At 65.9% G+C, this 15987-nt stretch carries 9 protein-coding genes; 3 read left to right on the plus strand and 6 right to left on the minus strand.

Annotated elements, in window-relative coordinates:
• The first annotated feature begins 464 nt into the window (after nucleotides 1-464).
• Nucleotides 465-1256, plus strand: coding sequence for a nucleotidyltransferase domain-containing protein (locus tag LZC94_21480; protein WXB19783.1), 792 nt, complete (start codon nucleotides 465-467; stop codon nucleotides 1254-1256).
• Nucleotides 1257-1291: 35 nt separating this feature from the next.
• On the opposite strand, the gene LZC94_21485 is transcribed toward LZC94_21480, so the two are convergent.
• On the minus strand, nucleotides 1292-1759 hold the full coding sequence (locus LZC94_21485; protein WXB19784.1) for a class I SAM-dependent methyltransferase: 468 nt from the start codon (nucleotides 1757-1759) through the stop codon (nucleotides 1292-1294).
• A 592-nt stretch (nucleotides 1760-2351) separates the two neighbouring features.
• Here LZC94_21485 and LZC94_21490 point away from each other — a divergent pair.
• Nucleotides 2352-2720 (plus strand): response regulator, encoded by a 369-nt coding sequence (locus LZC94_21490; GenBank protein ID WXB19785.1) that lies wholly within the window; start codon nucleotides 2352-2354, stop codon nucleotides 2718-2720.
• A gap of 217 nt (nucleotides 2721-2937) precedes the next feature.
• Here LZC94_21490 and LZC94_21495 read toward each other — a convergent pair whose 3' ends face one another.
• The gene (locus LZC94_21495; protein ID WXB19786.1) at nucleotides 2938-3858 is read right to left on the minus strand and encodes an N-acyl homoserine lactonase family protein; all 921 of its coding nucleotides are present in this window, start codon (nucleotides 3856-3858) and stop codon (nucleotides 2938-2940) included.
• Between the two features lie 270 nt (nucleotides 3859-4128).
• On the opposite strand from LZC94_21495, the gene LZC94_21500 reads away from it, so the two are divergent.
• Nucleotides 4129-4935, plus strand: a complete 807-nt coding sequence (locus LZC94_21500) for an undecaprenyl-diphosphate phosphatase (protein WXB19787.1) — start codon at nucleotides 4129-4131, stop codon at nucleotides 4933-4935.
• A 94-nt stretch (nucleotides 4936-5029) separates the two neighbouring features.
• On the opposite strand, the gene LZC94_21505 is transcribed toward LZC94_21500, so the two are convergent.
• From LZC94_21505 to LZC94_21520, 4 genes are all read right to left on the minus strand, one after another.
• Nucleotides 5030-8920, minus strand: coding sequence for a hypothetical protein (locus LZC94_21505; protein ID WXB19788.1), 3891 nt, complete (start codon nucleotides 8918-8920; stop codon nucleotides 5030-5032).
• A 226-nt stretch (nucleotides 8921-9146) separates the two neighbouring features.
• Nucleotides 9147-10613 (minus strand): HINT domain-containing protein, encoded by a 1467-nt coding sequence (locus LZC94_21510; protein WXB19789.1) that lies wholly within the window; start codon nucleotides 10611-10613, stop codon nucleotides 9147-9149.
• A gap of 370 nt (nucleotides 10614-10983) precedes the next feature.
• Complete coding sequence (locus tag LZC94_21515) at nucleotides 10984-14283, minus strand: serine/threonine protein kinase (protein ID WXB19790.1); 3300 nt, start codon at nucleotides 14281-14283, stop codon at nucleotides 10984-10986.
• A gap of 628 nt (nucleotides 14284-14911) precedes the next feature.
• Entirely contained in the window at nucleotides 14912-15982 is a 1071-nt protein-coding gene (locus LZC94_21520; protein ID WXB20224.1) for a matrixin family metalloprotease, read from the minus strand.
• Between the last annotated feature and the right edge of the window lie 5 nt (nucleotides 15983-15987).

Below are 15987 nucleotides of genomic sequence, written 5' to 3' on the forward strand. Positions count from 1 at the left end.
GCCGCCGTACCGAGTGCCCCGTGGTGCGTAAAACCCAATCGCGATTTCATGGACCGAGGATGGCCATCCACGAATCCCTTTTATTCACGCCATGGTCCGAGACGTGCAATATCGATGGGAAATACGCGTTCTCTCGTCGATGAACGGCCACCCCATGGCCGCGCGAGGTGGAGACTCGCGAAGACACCTGGAGCCTCCGGTCGACGGTCGACGGTCGACGGTCGACGATCGGCAATCGGCGGTCGACGGTCGACGGTCGGCAATCGGCGGTCGACGGTCGGCGGTCGGCGGCCGACCGCGTCGCGGGCGCAGGTCCTCGAAATCGCGGCGAGGCCCTGACATCGGCTCCGTCGGGGAACGTCCTCCCGCACGAGCCGCTGGCACCATGCAGTGGCCCCATTCTGGGCCTACCCGTGGTGCCATGGTGTAGCCATAGTTTGGTCGAAGGAACCACGGCGAACATCATGCTCCCCATTCATCGCGAAACGACCGACCGCATCGTTGCCGAGCTCTCGAGGGATCCCCGCATCGCGGGCGTGGCCGCCGGTGGTTCGTGGCTCACGGGAATGGATGAGTACTCGGACGTCGATCTCGTCATCGCCGTCTACCCCGAGAGCGAGGCGGACGTGAGCCGTGACCGGCTTGCGCTCGCCGAGCGGTGCGGGCCTCTCCTCACGGCGTTCACGGGGGAGCACGTCGGCGAGCCGCGGTTGCTCATTTGCCTCTACGGCCCGCCGTTGCTGCACGTCGATTTGAAGTTCGCGGCGCTCTCGGATCTGGCCGCGAACCGGGTCGAGGATCCCGCGATCCTCTGGCAGCGCGACGACGATGTTTCACGCGCCATGGGCGGCGCCCGCGCCCAGTATCCGCAGCCGGATTTGCAATGGATCGAGGACCGCTTCTGGATCTGGGTCCACTATGGCGCGCTGAAGATCGGGCGCGGCGAATTGTTCGAGGCCATCGATTTCATCGGTTATCTGCGCCAGCAGGTGCTCGGGCCGCTCCTGCTCGTGCGTGCGGGCAAGCGGCCAACCGGGGTGCGGCGCATCGAGCAGGCCTCACCCGAGGCGGCGGCGGCGCTCGAGAGAACGCTGTGCCGTCACGAGCGTGCTTCCTGCGGCGAAGCGCTGCGCGCCGTGATCGAGTTGTACCGCGAGCTGCGCCGCGGGCACGGCATCACCTTGCGCGACCGTGCGGAGCTGGCGGCGGTCGGGTACCTCGACGCGATCCTCGCGCGTCCCGCGGCCGCGCCGTGATCCCATCGCGGGGCCCCGCGGCGCGCCTTCGCAGGTCACGCCCCGCGCGGCCGCGCCCGGAGGCAGGCCAGCCGCCCGGCCATCTTCGTCCGAACGGCAAATCCGGCCGCCTCCAGCGATCGCGATGCCCGCTCGGCCGCACCTGCGCCCTGGGCCGAGGGGAACTCCCAGCATAGAAAGAGCTCTCCCCCCGGTGCGAGCCACGACCGAAGGAGCTCGAGCTCTTTGTCGGGCGCTCGCGTCCAAAACAGATTGACGTTCACCGCGAGCACCTTGTCGAACGTCGCCCGCGCAAAATCCGCCTCCGCCAAGGTCACGGCTCGAAATTCGGCCCTCCCGGCCGCGACGGCCGCCGCGTTCAACGCGATGGCGGCCGCGATCGCCGTCGCCGATCGATCCATCGCGGTGATCTTCCCCTCCGTGAGGATCTCGCAGAGCAGCGCGACCGCGTGACCTCGCCCGCATCCGATCTCCAAAACGCGATCGTGCGATCGGCAGCCCATCCTCGAAATCGCCCAATGCAGCCGCTCGGGTATCGCCATGCTCTCCGGACAGCATCGTATCCGGCATACCGACCGCCGTAAGCGACCAAGCGTCCGTCGTCTCGGTATGGGATCGCGCGGAACGAAGAGGAACGAAAGGCCCTTCACCGTGACGCGCCGAAATGCGGAGACTCCTTCTACGTAGATGGCACTCGGACGACGATCCTCGGCCGCCGGCACGACGTCGGAGCTCGGGGCGCCGGAGCACCTCGCGCGGCGCGGGGCGTTCCTACGCTCGCGTCTTCCTCGCCACCGCGCGGGCGTTTTCCCCGCGAATTCGCGCCTTAGCCGTGGCACCCGTGCCCAGATTGGCCATTTTTGACCCACGACGTGCGGTCGAACGGTCCGTGGATCGGGGAAAATGGCGCTTATTTGCGGACCGTTCGAGTGGCGTCGGTCCTGCAAGGGACATCCGAACAACCATTCAACGAACGGGGGGCAATTGGACACTCGATTCCTGAGCGCACCCGCGCTCCAAAACCCTGACGCGTTTGATTCATCGCTGGATGCGAAGCCGCCCGAGCAGCCTTCGCAACCGCTTCGTGGAGTGCACGTGCTCGTCGTAGACGACGATGCGGAGAACCGAGCGGCGCTTCGAGAGCTGCTCGAAGACAGCGGCTCGCGGATCAGCACCGCGGCCAACGTGCCCGACGCGCTGGCGAAGTTCGAGCACGACGTGCCCGACGTCCTGCTTTCGGACATCGGGATGCCGGGCGAAGACGGCTTCGATCTGATCCGGCGGGTGCGCGCTCGCCCAAAGGCAAAAGGCGGCGCGGTGCCCGCCGCCGCGCTCACCGGGCACGCGCGGCTCGAAGACCGCCGGAACGCGCTGCGCGCCGGCTTCATGGAGCACGTCCCAAAGCCGGTCGACCCGGAAGAGCTGATCGCGCTCCTATCGTCGCTCGCACGCTCGGCCGCGTGACCCCTTTCATCGAGACGCTCGATGCGTGCGCGCGCGAATCGTCGAGACGCTCGATGCGTGCGCGCGCGGCTCGTCGAGGCGCTCGCCGGGGTGATCGATGCGGGTGCGCGCGCGCGGATCATCGAGGTGCTCGCCCCGGGTGCTCGATGCGATGGATACGAACGCCCGGCTACCGAGCCCGCTCGGGCGGGGGCCATTCTACGGGCCGCGAACGAGGCTATTCATAGTAGCCGGGGGCGTGGCGGATCGTCTGGTTTTGCTCGTAGTCGTGCTGGATCCAGAGCGTGGCGTGATGGGCGGTAAGGAACTGCTCTGCCTTCTCGATCGACGCGAGGCTCTCCTTCTTGTCGAAGTTGAACGCGGGGATGCCGTGGTTTTTCCAGTTCTCCGTGAAGTGCACCATGTCGCCCGAGAGGAGAACGTTGCCCGTCTTGGGGAGCTTGACGAACAACGTTTGATGCCCCGGCGTGTGACCGATGGCGCGCCGGATCAGCACGGAGCCGTCGCCGAACACGTCGAAGTCGCCTTCGAGCTTCTTGACGGGGTTGTCCTTGAGGGTCGGATAGTTGGTCGGGTCGAAACCGAACTTCGCGGGCTCCGGGCCGAAGGCGGCCTCGTACTCTTCCTTCTGCATCAGGAGCGTGGCCTTTGGAAAGAGGTTGGCGTTCCCGTTGTGATCGGCGTGCATATGCGAGATGCCGATGAAGTCGATCGAGCCGGGATCGATGCCGATCTCTTTGTATTGCGCGACCAGCGTCTTGTGGACATGCTGCACCGCGAAGGGCTTGCCATTTCGGACGAACGTCTTGCCCTCGGGCAGCTTGGCCAGATCGTCTCGCAGGCCCGCGTCCCACGCGAGGGTGCCCTTGGGATGAACGACGAGGTAGCAGGAGGCGGCGAACTTTTTCTTTTCGCCTTTGCCCGTCCCCGTCTCCGGGTGGAAAAAAGAGATATCGAGAATGTCGATCTCACCGCAATCGAACGCGTAGAGGCGCAGGCCTCGTTCCATCTTGGAAGCAGGGGCCGGTGCGTGCGCAACCGTGGACTCGGGCTGCTGGACGACGGGCTTTTCGCCCGCGCAAGACACCAGCGCGGACAACACGAGGAGGGTGCAGCCATGGCGGAGTGTGGGGCTCATGGAGACGGTACGATGCGCTCGGCATCCATTTTGGCAAGGGCAAACGACGACGGCCCAACGCGGACCACGGTACCGTACCGGTGATGCGGGCGGGCGAGCCGATGTCGCCCCGGCTACTTCTCCGCCGAGACGCGGCTCGGCGTCGTCGTGCGCAAGCTGCGGGGCCGAGTGCGACCGGGCGGCCGATTCGCGCGATCGCGGCCCGAGGAATCGACGCAGCCCGTCAAAACATCACGCCGGCCGGCGGGCCGTGCTAACCAGCTGACGCTCATGAACCCCCTCGTCGCCATCCTTCTTGGCTTCGTCGAAGGCTTGACCGAGTTTCTCCCCGTCTCCTCGACGGGCCATCTGATCCTTGCCGGCCTGCTGCTCGGCGCCGGAGACGCGAGCTCGTTCGAGATTGTCATCCAGCTCGGGGCCATCCTGGCGGTGGTGGTGCACTACCGCAGCCTCCTCACCGCACGGATGCGCGGCCTCGCCACGGGAGATCCCGAGGCGCGGGCGCTGCTCGTTGCGCTCGTGGTCGCCTTCGTGCCAACGGCGGTCGTTGGCCTGGTCGCGCGAAAAGCGATCAAGGCTCACCTGTTCGGGCCGGTGCCGGTCGCGGCCGCGCTCGTGGTCGGCGGCATCGTCATGATCGCGGTCGAGCGGGTGCGCGCGGCCAAACGGATCGAAGGGGCGCATGGACTCCGGCATGTCACGCTCACGAAGGCGCTCGCCATCGGCCTCGCCCAGTGCTTCTCGATGTGGCCAGGGATGTCGCGCTCGATGTGCACCATTGTCGCGGGGCAGCTCACCGGCTTGTCCACGGCGACCGCCGCGGAGTTCTCGTTTCTCCTCAGCCTACCTACCTTGGGCGCGGCAACCCTGTACGAAGCGTTCAAGGGGCGCCGCGAGCTCGCCGCTCTGGGCAGCGTGAATGTCGCGCTCGGGCTCATCACTTCGTTCGTGGTCGCCTGGGCGGTCATCGCGGCGTTCCTGCGCTATTTGCAGCGGCGCGGCCTCGAGCCGTTCGGCTATTACCGCATCGTGCTGGGCGCGGTCCTGGCCGTGATGATCGTGCGCGGCGTGCTGTAACGTCGGACAGCGGGGCGCAAGGACGTCGAACGCGGCCGCGCACCCAGCGCCGCGACGCAGCGCTGGGATGCGGATCGTGGACGCGCTTTGCCCGTCAGTTGCCGAGCTCCTCGAAGTTGGTCGAGGTGTTCGAGAGCGGGATGCGCACGTCGTAGGTTCTCATGCCGATGGCCACGCTCTTCTGCTGCGGCGGCGAGTTGAAGTAGATGTAGCTCGGCGGAAGATTCGACGAATGGGCGGTCCCCGGCAGCCCGGTCGTTCCCATGAGACGAATCCCTTGCCCGCCGTCCACGATGACCGGGATCGCGGCCGGCTTTAGGCCATTGATCTGATCGGGGGTCTGGTCGGCTTGATCGAGCTCTCCCTTGAAGAGTTGAAACGTCGTCTTCGGGTTGACCACGACCAAAGAGCTCTTCCAGAGGTCGGAGGGCTTTTCGTTGTCGGTATAGAGCCCTTGCACCGTGGCACCCGCGTCGATGAAGATGGCGCCGTACACGCCGCCCCGCGTATCGACCAGGACGTTCTGGAAGTACTGATCGAGACCGCCCACGACCACCAGCGGAATCTGCCCGACCCCCGCGCCGAGGTTGTTGTAGACGTTGCGATGGCCGTTCACGATGAGGAAGCCCAGACGCACCCCGGCCCCGGTATAAACGTCATCGAAGGTCGAGTCCGAGCTATCTCCGAGGAGCAGCATCCCAAACCCCGAATTTTTGAGCCCCAACGACGCGTAGTGCCCGCCCACGGCGTTCATGGCAAACAGCCCCGATCGATCGTAAATCAAAAGATCGTGCACGGTGACATTCGAGAGCTTGCCCTCGGCGGTGCCGTTCGGCTCCGCCGTGCGCCGCACGGGAAACCACACGTTTTTCCAAGATGACGTATAGCCTCGGGTGGCAAACGCGGTGTTCGTTCCGTTGGAGACCTGCGTCACGAAATCGACCAGGGCCAAGGTGTCGGCGTCCCCCGAAAACTTGGACGCAGGCGTTTTGTATGCGGTCGACGTCGGCGTCGTCGGATATCGGTCTTTGTTCGAGAGACGGACCACGTCGATCACGCCGGTCATGGCGGGATCGCGAACGGCGCGGTCGAAGCCCATCGTTCGGGGGCCCACCGTCACGTCCTCGTGAAGCCCCTGGGCCACGGGCCCGGACGCCTTGACGCAGGCGAGGAGCCCCGGATGCGGATTGATTCCAATCGCGCAGGGATCGGTCGGATCGCTCGGGCCGGCCGTGACGTTCTTACCCGTGGAACGTTGGCTCGCAGCGCCATCCATCGAGGAGCTTCCGCTGTCCGAGAGGCGGCTCGCAAAGAGCCGGATGGCCGACCCACTGTAGGTCAACGCCACGTGATACGGGGTGTCGAGCGGGATCGTCCCCCCCTCCAGCGAATACGACTTACCGCCGACCGTCATCGACGCCACCAGGCGTTGGCCATTCATGCCGAGCGAAAAGGCCGACGTGCACCCCGGGAGCACGCCCCCGCTGCCGAAGCACCCGTGGCTCTGCACGATGCCGCCGTACCCGTTCGACCCCGCGGTCACGTCGATGACCGCTTCCGCCGTGAACGAGCCGAGGCCGTCGAGCTCTCCGGACGGATGATCGTCTCGCAGATTGAGCCAGTACGAGCTGCCGTTGGTTTTCATCGCCTGGCCGGAGCCGAAGAGCGATGGCACGAGATCGAGGCCGGTCATGCCGGGCGGCTCGAGGACCAGGGACGGCCCGGCGCCAAAGCCCGCGAAGAGCCTACTCCTGTCGCGCTGCGCGCCCTCGATGCGCAAGCCGTTGCAGTGGACGAGCAGCGGCTTGCTGACGACCCAAAATTTCATGGTGATGGGGAAAAAGACGGTGCTCGGCGTGCCGTTGTTCTGGGCAACGCAAGCTGCGTCGATCGCGCTCTGAATGGCCGCGTACGCATCATCGGACGAGTCGAGCTTCGCCCCGTAGCTGGTCACGTCGAAGATGCGGTTCTTGGCCACGACACCTCGCACCGGATCGGATCCGGGTGCCATGGCGGCGACCACGTTCGGATCGGGCACCACCGAGGGATCCGTGGGACGCACGATGGTCGTCGCCGTCTCGTTCGACCAGGGCACGCTCGAGTCCTTGGTGGCGCCGAGGATGACCACCGGTTTTGGATGCATGCCCCCCTGCGACGTGACCGCGTGGACGATCTCGGTCGCCGACGCCGTCCCCGTGAACGACGTGCCTTGAATGACCGCCCCGGGGTTCTCCATCTCCGGTACCTTTGGGTCTACGAACCGGTGAAGGAAGATGGGAGGGGCCGGCGCATTCGGGTTTTGCGCGCTGCCGATTTGGCCGCGCTGCAGTTGGAACGTGCCCCACGGCTCGGCTGCTGCGATGGCGCCCCGCCACACGGGGCTCGTTCCGCTCGCGCGGATGGTCACGCCGTTCAACACCGGGCTCGTACGGTACAGGTACATCCCGTACACGGTCTTTGCGTTGTCGGCGGTGACCGTCACATTCGAGGTCACGGTTTGCGCGCCCGATGCGATCGCGAATGGGAACGCTTGTCCGGAGACCTGGATATCGTGAAACTCGCTGCCGTTTGCGCTGTACGAGATGAGACCGTACCGTCCGCGCTCCGGTGCGGCGGTGGCCTGGAGGTCGTTGAAGTGCGATCCCCAATTGTTGCCGAGGGCGCCGAAACCGTAATCGCACCCGCGGCACGTCATTTTCCAGAACTGGGACGTGGCCATGTTGTACGTGACGAGGCCCATTCCGCCTGCGATGGTGAAATCGTGGAGGCGAACATTTTGAACGAGGCGCAACGGCGCCGTGCTCCGGCCCCGTATGGGAAGCCAAAAATCCTTTCCGAGCGAGCGCGCCAGGACGAGGCTCGGCGGGTTCCCGAGCGCGGGCTGGCCCGGCGGCGCCGGAGGGGGAGCGGGCAGCGGTTCGAAATCGATCAACGCCAATGTGTGGGCGTCGTTCTCGGAGTGCGGCGTCTCGGAGAGCTTGAACGTGCTCGTGTACCTGGCCTTGTCGGAAATGCGCACCGAATCGATATGGCCATCGATTGGGGATAGAAACGACCATCGATCGAGCCCGAACCAACCGGGTCCCACGCTCACCGTTTCGTCGGGCTGCTGACGGACCGGGCCGGTGATGGACATGCAAAATACCTTCTCGCCATCGAGAAAGAGCCTCGCCATCGATCCATCGTAGGTGAGCGCGATGTGGTGCTCCTGGTCGAGCGAGATGGCTCCGTGGTCGGGCTGCGCGTCGGCGCACTCGTTCGTCGCGTACGCGGTTTTGCCGATGGCAATCACCTTGTTGCCGGCCGTGAGCACGCCCCTCACATAGGGCGGGGTCGTGGCGCTGGCGGCCTGGACACCGAGGGCGAAGGCCTCACCGCCCGGGATGGGGGGCGTGGAACCGTAGCTCATCACGACGTTCCGGTAACCTTCGACGCTCGCGCTCAACCTGATGAACGCTTCCACAGTGAGCTGCGATTTGCCCTCGAGCTCCACGGCCGGCAGATCGCGCAGGTCCAGGTGCCAATCGGGTCCTTGCGCCTTTGCGGCGTTGCCGCTTCCGTCCAATCCCGGCGCGGAGGGGATCTCGTCGCCGGTAGGAGGGTTGACCACGAGCGCGGGCCCCTGGAACGCCGGCGCGATCTCCACGCCGGCTCGGCACGCGCCGAACATTTCGAAGCCCGTACAGGTCGCCACCAACGGGCGGCTCGTCGTGTACTGCCCTCGCGGCAGATACACGGCGGGCGGTGCCTCCGAGGTTCCCGTCACCAACGCGCACGCGCGGTTGATCGCGGCCTGAATGCCCGGATAGGCGTCGCTTCCATCGGGCTTTGCGCCAAAGTTGGCCACGTTGAGCACGCCGCCGATGCCGTCGGGCGCGACCTGGTTGCACGAGGGAAGCTCGGCCAGAGACACCGCCGCGCGCGGATCGGCGCCCGCAGCCAACGAGGATCCTTGCCCGATGGTTCGCGGGTCGGTTTCGACCACTGGCGGCTCGTCGCCGGAGAGGGCGCACCCGAACATAGGAGCGAAACAAAAGCTGCCTGGAACGAACCAAAAGGCGGTTCGCCATTGCCTGAGAACCATACGGGATACCTCGTTTTCGCGGTGACCCCGGACCGTCCGCGGTCACAAACGGGCATTCGGCCGTCGCTTCAACGAGGTTGCTTCGAATTTCACGATCGTGGCGTGATCCGGAATCTGCACCACGCCCTCAATTGCATCCATTGCTAGACGGGTTCGACGGCCCCGGCGCGCCGTTGTTGTTGCCGCCGCCGCCACCGCCACCGCCGGCCGCCGCGGCGGCGATTTGATCGGCCTGCGCGTTGATTTGCGTGGAGGACGGCACATTCTGTCGGACACCGACATTCGCCAGGCCGAAGGTTTGATCCATCAAGCTCTCGCAAACACCGGTGTTGCAGAACGGCCGGCTCACCCCGGCAACCACGCCTTGGGCGTTGTTCATGTTTCCATAGGTGGCCAGGCCGGTCTCGGCGTGGAAATTTTCGCGCATGTACCCCCACCCGTTCTGGGCGAGGTAATCGCGCATCGCCGGGGGCGGCTGGTTTCCGAGCGGGAGACGGCCGCTCTGGTCGTTCTGCAGGATTTGATCGGACGTCCTGCCGGCTCCTCCCCAGCTGTCGCCGCTCACATTGACGATCACGCTCGTCTGGCCGTTGGGCAGACGGTAAACGCCGACGGCGACGGTCGTCCCCTGGTGCGACTGGTTGCTGCTTCCATAGAAGCGATCGTGCAGATACGACGCGAGCGACTCGGCTTGCTGGGGCGTCCACGTGGCCGGGTCGGCCGGGAGGTTGGGCGGCGGAAGGTGCGCCAAGTTCGGATTGACATTGTGGACCCACGCGCCGGCCAAACCGGCGAAGTACGTGTGCGTCCCCTCGACTTCGAGGTTGTAGACCAGCTCCTCCCCCGCACGCGGGGTCACGGCGACGACGCGGATTTCGGCGCCGCGCGGATCGAGGAGGATGTCGCCGGGCGCGAGCGAGTCGGCGCGCGTCCACCCGGCCGCGAGGGTCCAGTACGGGTGGCCGGCGGTGCTCCGCACGTCGGTCCCGCCCTCATCGCCTCGCGCCATGTGCACGTCGACGAGGCCCGTGGCCGGGCGGACGAAGGTCCGAACGACGGCGCGCGCGGAGAACTCGCCGGTCTCTTCGTCCCGCGAGAGCACGCGATCGCCGGCCACGAGCTGCTCGATGGGACGCGCCCCTTCCGGGGTCGCGACGAGCGTCCCCGCGACGAAGCATTGGCCCGATCCCGGACGGCAGCTCGTCGTGTCGCACACCCAACCGTCACCTGCGGCCCCACCGCCGCCACCTCCCGCTCCGCCGCCCGCACTGCCGCCTCCCCCTGCTCCGCCACCACCTCCAGAGCCAGGGAAATTGCCGCCGGTGCTGGACGATCCGCCGCTGCCGCCCGCACCACCATTGCCAGGGTTCGACGTCGGATTTCTCCCCAAGAGCGTGGCCGTGGCCTTGTCGGCGGCGATGCCACCGTGCTGCCCGAGGAGTCGATAGGCTCCGCCCGCGGCGAGCAAGATAGCGAGGAGAACGAGCGCGTACTCGACGCTGGAAACGCCTCGCACGTCGCGAACGAGACCGGCCACGCGTGCACGCTTCTGCCCGCGCGCGATCGAATCGGCACAAATGGAATGAGTTTTCATCTCGTCCACCCTTTGGCTGACGTTCGTATGGACGATTCCCCGCCAAGCGACAAATAGAATTCGTTCTTGGTGTCGATATCGTCTCCCGTCGTCAATGGTACACCCGTGCGCGTCCTCGTGTTTTTCCCGCGATATTCTGACGCGAAGGACGGCGACGAGCTCGCCTGCGGTTGTGCGACCCACACGATAGTTTAAATTGCTTGCGGGCGCACGGCTTTGCTTCAGCCCGTCCGCGATTTCTTCGAGCAACTCCCCACATCGCAAGCTCTGCTTAAGAATCGTTCCGCCGAGCGCTGATGAAGTTGCATAATCGCAACGAGGTGGGCGCGCACGCGATTACCCATCTTCCGACGACCGCAGACGCAACGTTTCACCCCGACGAGCGCGGCACGTTCCGTGGCCCCGCATCGGCTTCCAAACGGCGGCGGTGGCGCATGAGGCCGAACGTTTGTGCGAGCCGGCGGAGGGCCGCCAAGAACTCTTTGGAGAACGTGGCGATGCCTCCAATGGCGGCAGGGATTGCGGCGAGATAGGCCAAGGCGGTCTTGAGCGACACACCCGCCTTGATCCAAGGGCTGCTTCGGATCGCGAACGAGAGGAGGTCCGTATGCCCGTCGGTGAGCGCAAAGGTCGCGGCTTGCGCGCCCTCGGTCGGCTCGGCGAGGTGGATCGAAATGCGCCGCGCGCGCGATTGTGCGTCGCACGCCACGGCCTCGCTCGGACCGAGCTGCTTGTCGAAGGTGGAAGCCGTGTCGACCGCACGCAGTCGTATGTTCGTTCCGTGCATCTCGCATTGGCAGCGAATGGTGACCTCGTACTCGGCCCCCGGAATCCCGTACTGGTCGTGGAACGCCTCGTAGATGCAGCCATCCCTGGAGGTGGTCGGGTGTCGCGATACGTGATGCAGAACGACCAATCCCATCCAGATGGCGAGGAGCGTTCCGGTCAGGGTGAGCCCAAGGAGCAACCCTCGGATATTGCGCTGCGAATTTTCGAGGTCGGCGGGGACCGCGTTGAGGCGTAGCCAGCGCTCGAGCAGGGCGCCGCGCACGCGATGACGGCCCCGGTCGTAGGAGACCAAGCCCAGACGCGCGAGCCAGCGCATCGCTTCGGCGGTCTGCTCCCGCGGGACGTCGACGGCCAGCCCTCGGTGCAGCGCGCGCACGGAGCGCGGCCTCTGCGCGGCCACATGATCGAGCACCGCGCGCTCGCTGCTCGAGAGCCAGGAGAGCGCATTGCGGAAGAGCTCGATCGAGCCCGCGAGCTGCGCGGCCGCGGTGCGGACGTCTTCGGGCGCGACGATGGTGGGCTCGAAGAATCTCTCGTTGCTGCTGCGAAGCTGCTTCGATTCGAAGACCTTGCTCCCGATGGCGCGCGCAATATCGATGTATCCCGCCGACCACTCGTAGACCGCTTTGGTCGCGCCCTCCTCGAACCGCAGGTTGGCCATCAAGCCGGTATCGGCCACGTAGCGTGCGCAGGTGTCCTCGCCGAAGGGATCCATGACGATCGAGCGCACGTGGGTGGCGAGCGGGTTCTCCCAATCGGAGAGCCGCCTCTCTTTCAGGAGAGAGGTGCGCACGCCCGTGACCAGCACTCCAATGCGATCCTGCTCGCACAAAGCGGCGAGGGTGGTCCAGAACGCGCGCGCCTTGCTGCACTCGACCCGCGCGTCGGATGCGGGAGCGCAGAGCGGTTCCAAGAGGCAGTCCACGTCCTCCAGCACCAGCACCACCTCGCCCGGTTTCGTGCTCTCGGGCACCGCGGCGAAGAGCGTTTCACGGAGCTTTGGCTGTCCCTCGACGTTCCGTAGTCCGCCCACCCCTTTGGACGCCGATCCGAAGCTCTTGCGCAGCACGGCGCAGATCTCGGCCACCAGCCCGTCCACCGTGCGATCGGCCGCGCTCGCGCAGCGCACGCGATGGAACTTCGCCAGGCTGTCATACTCGGCCATGTTGACGAGGGACGACTTGCCGCTGCCGGGCAGCCCGGAAATGGCCACGATCGGACCGGGCTCGTGCAAGGCCGCGACCAGCTCGTTGCGCTGCACCCACATGCCGACGAACTTGAGCGCATCGCGCTTGGGCCCGACGTCGTCGAAGGGGTCGAGCGGCCGATGGAGCTCGGTCAATCGCTCGAAGAAGAGACGGACCATTTCAGGGTCGCCCCCTCGGCGATGCGCCGCCCGCAGCTCGGCGACGAAGAGCGGCAGCACCCACGCATTGAAGGCCTGCCGATAGTCGAGAATTTTGCGCCGCACCCCCGATCCGAGCGCAGGCGCAGACGTGACCACCAAGACGATCTTGCGCGCCGCCGCCCCGAGCGATTTCAGGATGCGCTCGAGCTCCTTGCTGGAGTCGGCGAAGACGGCGGTGCCGAGCTCGTTGCTGCGCTCCGGCATCAGCAGGCAAAAGAATGAATGCTCTCCAAGCTCGCGGAGCGGGCCATGCAGCGCGAACAGGTTGGCATCCGCCTGGGGATCCACGTCGAGAAAGAGGTCCTGAAGGAGCGCGAGGACGATGTGCGCATCGTTCTCATCGAACGACGATTTGGTGCGGTCCAGCGCTTCGCGCCATATTCCACGATCGTGCAGGGTCGCCCCGGACCGCGCCCATGTGCCTTGCTCGGGCGCGCGCGGTTCGCTCTCCGCGACAGGGCTCCGAAGGTCATGCAAGGTCGCGCCACCGACGATGTCCACGGGGGCCGCGCGACCGGGCTGGATGAGCGTGATGTGCTGCGCCGGGGTCGGGCTGGGCGCACGCAAGCGCAGGCGCCGCTCGGCCTCCTCGATTCGATTGAGGCCGATATGCAACGCTTCCATGCTCGGGACGCGGACGCCGCGATCCCGGGCCGCTGCGGCGGCGATGAGCGCGTCCAACTCCAGCGAAATGGCTGGATTGAACGCGCGCACGGACGGAAACGGCGACTGCAAGATGGATGTCAGGATTTCCAAATCCCCTTTTCCTGGAGCTGAAAACGGGGGCTGGCCCGCCGCCATCTCGAACATCACGCAACCGAGCGAATACACGTCCGTCCGCGCATCGACGCGCGCCGAGTCCTCGAGTTGCTCCGGGGACATGTAGCTCACGGTTCCAAGCAGCGCGCCGGACTGGGTCACGTGCCCCGACTGGTTGGCGATTTTGGCGATGCCGAAGTCCAGGACCTTGACCTGCAGCCCCATGCGCGCACTCAACTGGGGAACGAGAAAGATGTTATCGGGCTTGAGGTCCCGGTGAACCACCCCCTGCACGTGTGCGGCATGCAGGGCGCTCGCCACCTGCCGCGCAATCTCGATGACGACCCCCTCCTGGAGAGGCCCTTGGCGCGCGAGGTGCGCGCGCAGATCGCGTCCCTCGAGGTACTCCATGACAATGTAGAGAGCTCCGCCCGGCAAGGCCCCGACGTCGAAGACTTGAACGATCCCCGGGTGTTGAATCGCAGCGCTGGCCCGCGCTTCATTGAGCAGACGGGCGGTCGCATCGGGATCGCTCGCGAGCTCGGTGCGCAGGACCTTGACCGCGAATTTGCCGCCAATCGACACATGCTCGGCGAGGTAAACCGCCGCCATGCCGCCATGACCGATCCGCTCGAGCGCGCGGTAATTTCCGAACACCTCACCCGAAACGTCGGCCCCTTCGGCGCGCGGATCGTCGGGCTTGAGATAGCGCATCACACCAATTGTAATCCGGCCGAGCTCCTGCCCACCACTCCGACGCGGTGGTATATTCAACATCTTCGGCTCGTGCTCGATCCCCCACGCTGCTGCTCAGCCGCATCGACCCTCGAACCATCTTGGGACTGCGCGATGCGATCCTTTCGGTAAGCCGCGTACGGAAAGGCGACACCATGTTCATGCTCGATCGAGACACACGGGGAGTGTGCGTGCGCGACATTGGACCTTTCTTCGCATCAGCTTTCTCACCATGGAATCCGCAAGCTCACGCAGCGACGTTTTCTTTCGAACGCCCCTGAGAACCCCGGCCAGCCCCCGCGCACCTCGGAGCGCATGGATCGGCATCTCCGCGAGGGTCTCGAGGAGCAGATAACAACGTTCGCCATCCCCCCGCCTCTTGCGGACGGCCCTTCGTTGGAGCTCGGCGGCGATCGCGACCACCGTGTCCGGCGAGCCGATGGCCATGAGCACCGCGTTGGCCGGATGCCGCGTGTCCCGATACGCTCCCAGAGCGTGCCGAATGGCGATGAGCATCGCGGGCGCGGCAGCGTGCCCGATGGCCTCGAGGGCGTGCAGGATCCGGTACTTGGTTGTTTCGTCTTCGAACCGGCTCCGATATACCGATTCACCGTGATCGCTTCTTGGGTGAAGCGTCGGATTTGGGGCCGGCAATTTTCATCAAGGCTTCGCATTCGGCGCGGGTGCCGGACCATGCACCGCCGGCGGCGAGTGCCAATTTGCAGCGCAGATCTTGCACGGAGTACACGTCTGGGCGCGAGCCGAAGAGGGGGCGCCCGGTGTCGTACGCCGCGGTGATGTCGCCGTTCTCGTACGCGCGCAGCGCCTGGAGGTAGAGAGAGCGGTCGTTCTCGGGGAGCGCGGCGATGTCGTTCGGCAATGGTTTTTCGGCTGGTGCGGTGGTCGGCTGCGGCGAGGGCTCGAGGACATTGCGGAGACGCGCGCGGGTGGCGTTGCGCTCGCTCGGGATCCAGGTGGTCTCCGGTGCGCCGTCCAGGATGGTGAGTTGAGCCCGTGCGCGGGAGCGCAGGTCCATGTCGTTACGGTGGGAGAGGGTCGCGCGCATCAAGGATGTGGACGGATCGCCGTACGCGTCCATGTGGGAATCGTACTGCGGGGACATCAAGCTTCGAGGGTCGCGGGTGTGGATGGCGCCGAGGGTGTGGCCGATTTCATGGAGAAGGACGGCCACGGCGCGATGCCGCTTTCGTGCGCGCACGAGCTCCGCGCGCTCATCGGCCTGCAGTGCTTCGAAATTTTGCTCGGCTGCTGCGAGCTCACCGAGCTCCCCCGCCGCCCGAAGAATCACGTGTTTGCCATCGATTTCGGCCACTCCAATGTCGTGGAACGAGGACGACAAGCGCGGGAGCGCGCCCACCAAGCCAATGACCCAATCGACATCGGCGCCCGCATCGGCGCTCCTCAGGGACGCCAATGTCGATGGGAGATCGTCTTCGCTCGCCAAACCCCAGCTGCGGCATTCGTCGAGTTGAAGCCGTGCGCCGATGGCCGGCCCGAGGACCCGATTGGCGTCGTCGAGAAGGTCGCTCAATCGACGCTTCCAGTCGATGGTCTGCGCTGCGTAGGTCGTTGTCGCATATGCCCTTATTCGGTAGGTGCGTACCGGTTCTCGGGTGGCTCCGCCTTCGGCTCGATCGGCCGATGGGGCGTGGGGCATGGCCG

The sequence above is a fragment of the Sorangiineae bacterium MSr11954 genome (assembly GCA_037157815.1).
In the GTDB taxonomy this organism is placed as follows: domain Bacteria; phylum Myxococcota_A; class Polyangia; order Polyangiales; family Polyangiaceae; genus Pendulispora; species Pendulispora albinea.

Coding starts and splice junctions, on each gene's coding strand:
- LZC94_21480 (WXB19783.1), top strand. CDS start 465: ATGCTCCCCATTCATCGCGAAACGACCGACCGCATCGTTGCCGAGCTC.
- LZC94_21515 (WXB19790.1), bottom strand. CDS start 14,283: ATGCGCTATCTCAAGCCCGACGATCCGCGCGCCGAAGGGGCCGACGTT.
- LZC94_21495 (WXB19786.1), bottom strand. CDS start 3,858: ATGAGCCCCACACTCCGCCATGGCTGCACCCTCCTCGTGTTGTCCGCG.
- LZC94_21510 (WXB19789.1), bottom strand. CDS start 10,613: ATGAAAACTCATTCCATTTGTGCCGATTCGATCGCGCGCGGGCAGAAG.
- LZC94_21500 (WXB19787.1), top strand. CDS start 4,129: ATGAACCCCCTCGTCGCCATCCTTCTTGGCTTCGTCGAAGGCTTGACC.
- LZC94_21485 (WXB19784.1), bottom strand. CDS start 1,759: ATGGGCTGCCGATCGCACGATCGCGTTTTGGAGATCGGATGCGGGCGA.
- LZC94_21520 (WXB20224.1), bottom strand. CDS start 15,982: ATGCCCCACGCCCCATCGGCCGATCGAGCCGAAGGCGGAGCCACCCGA.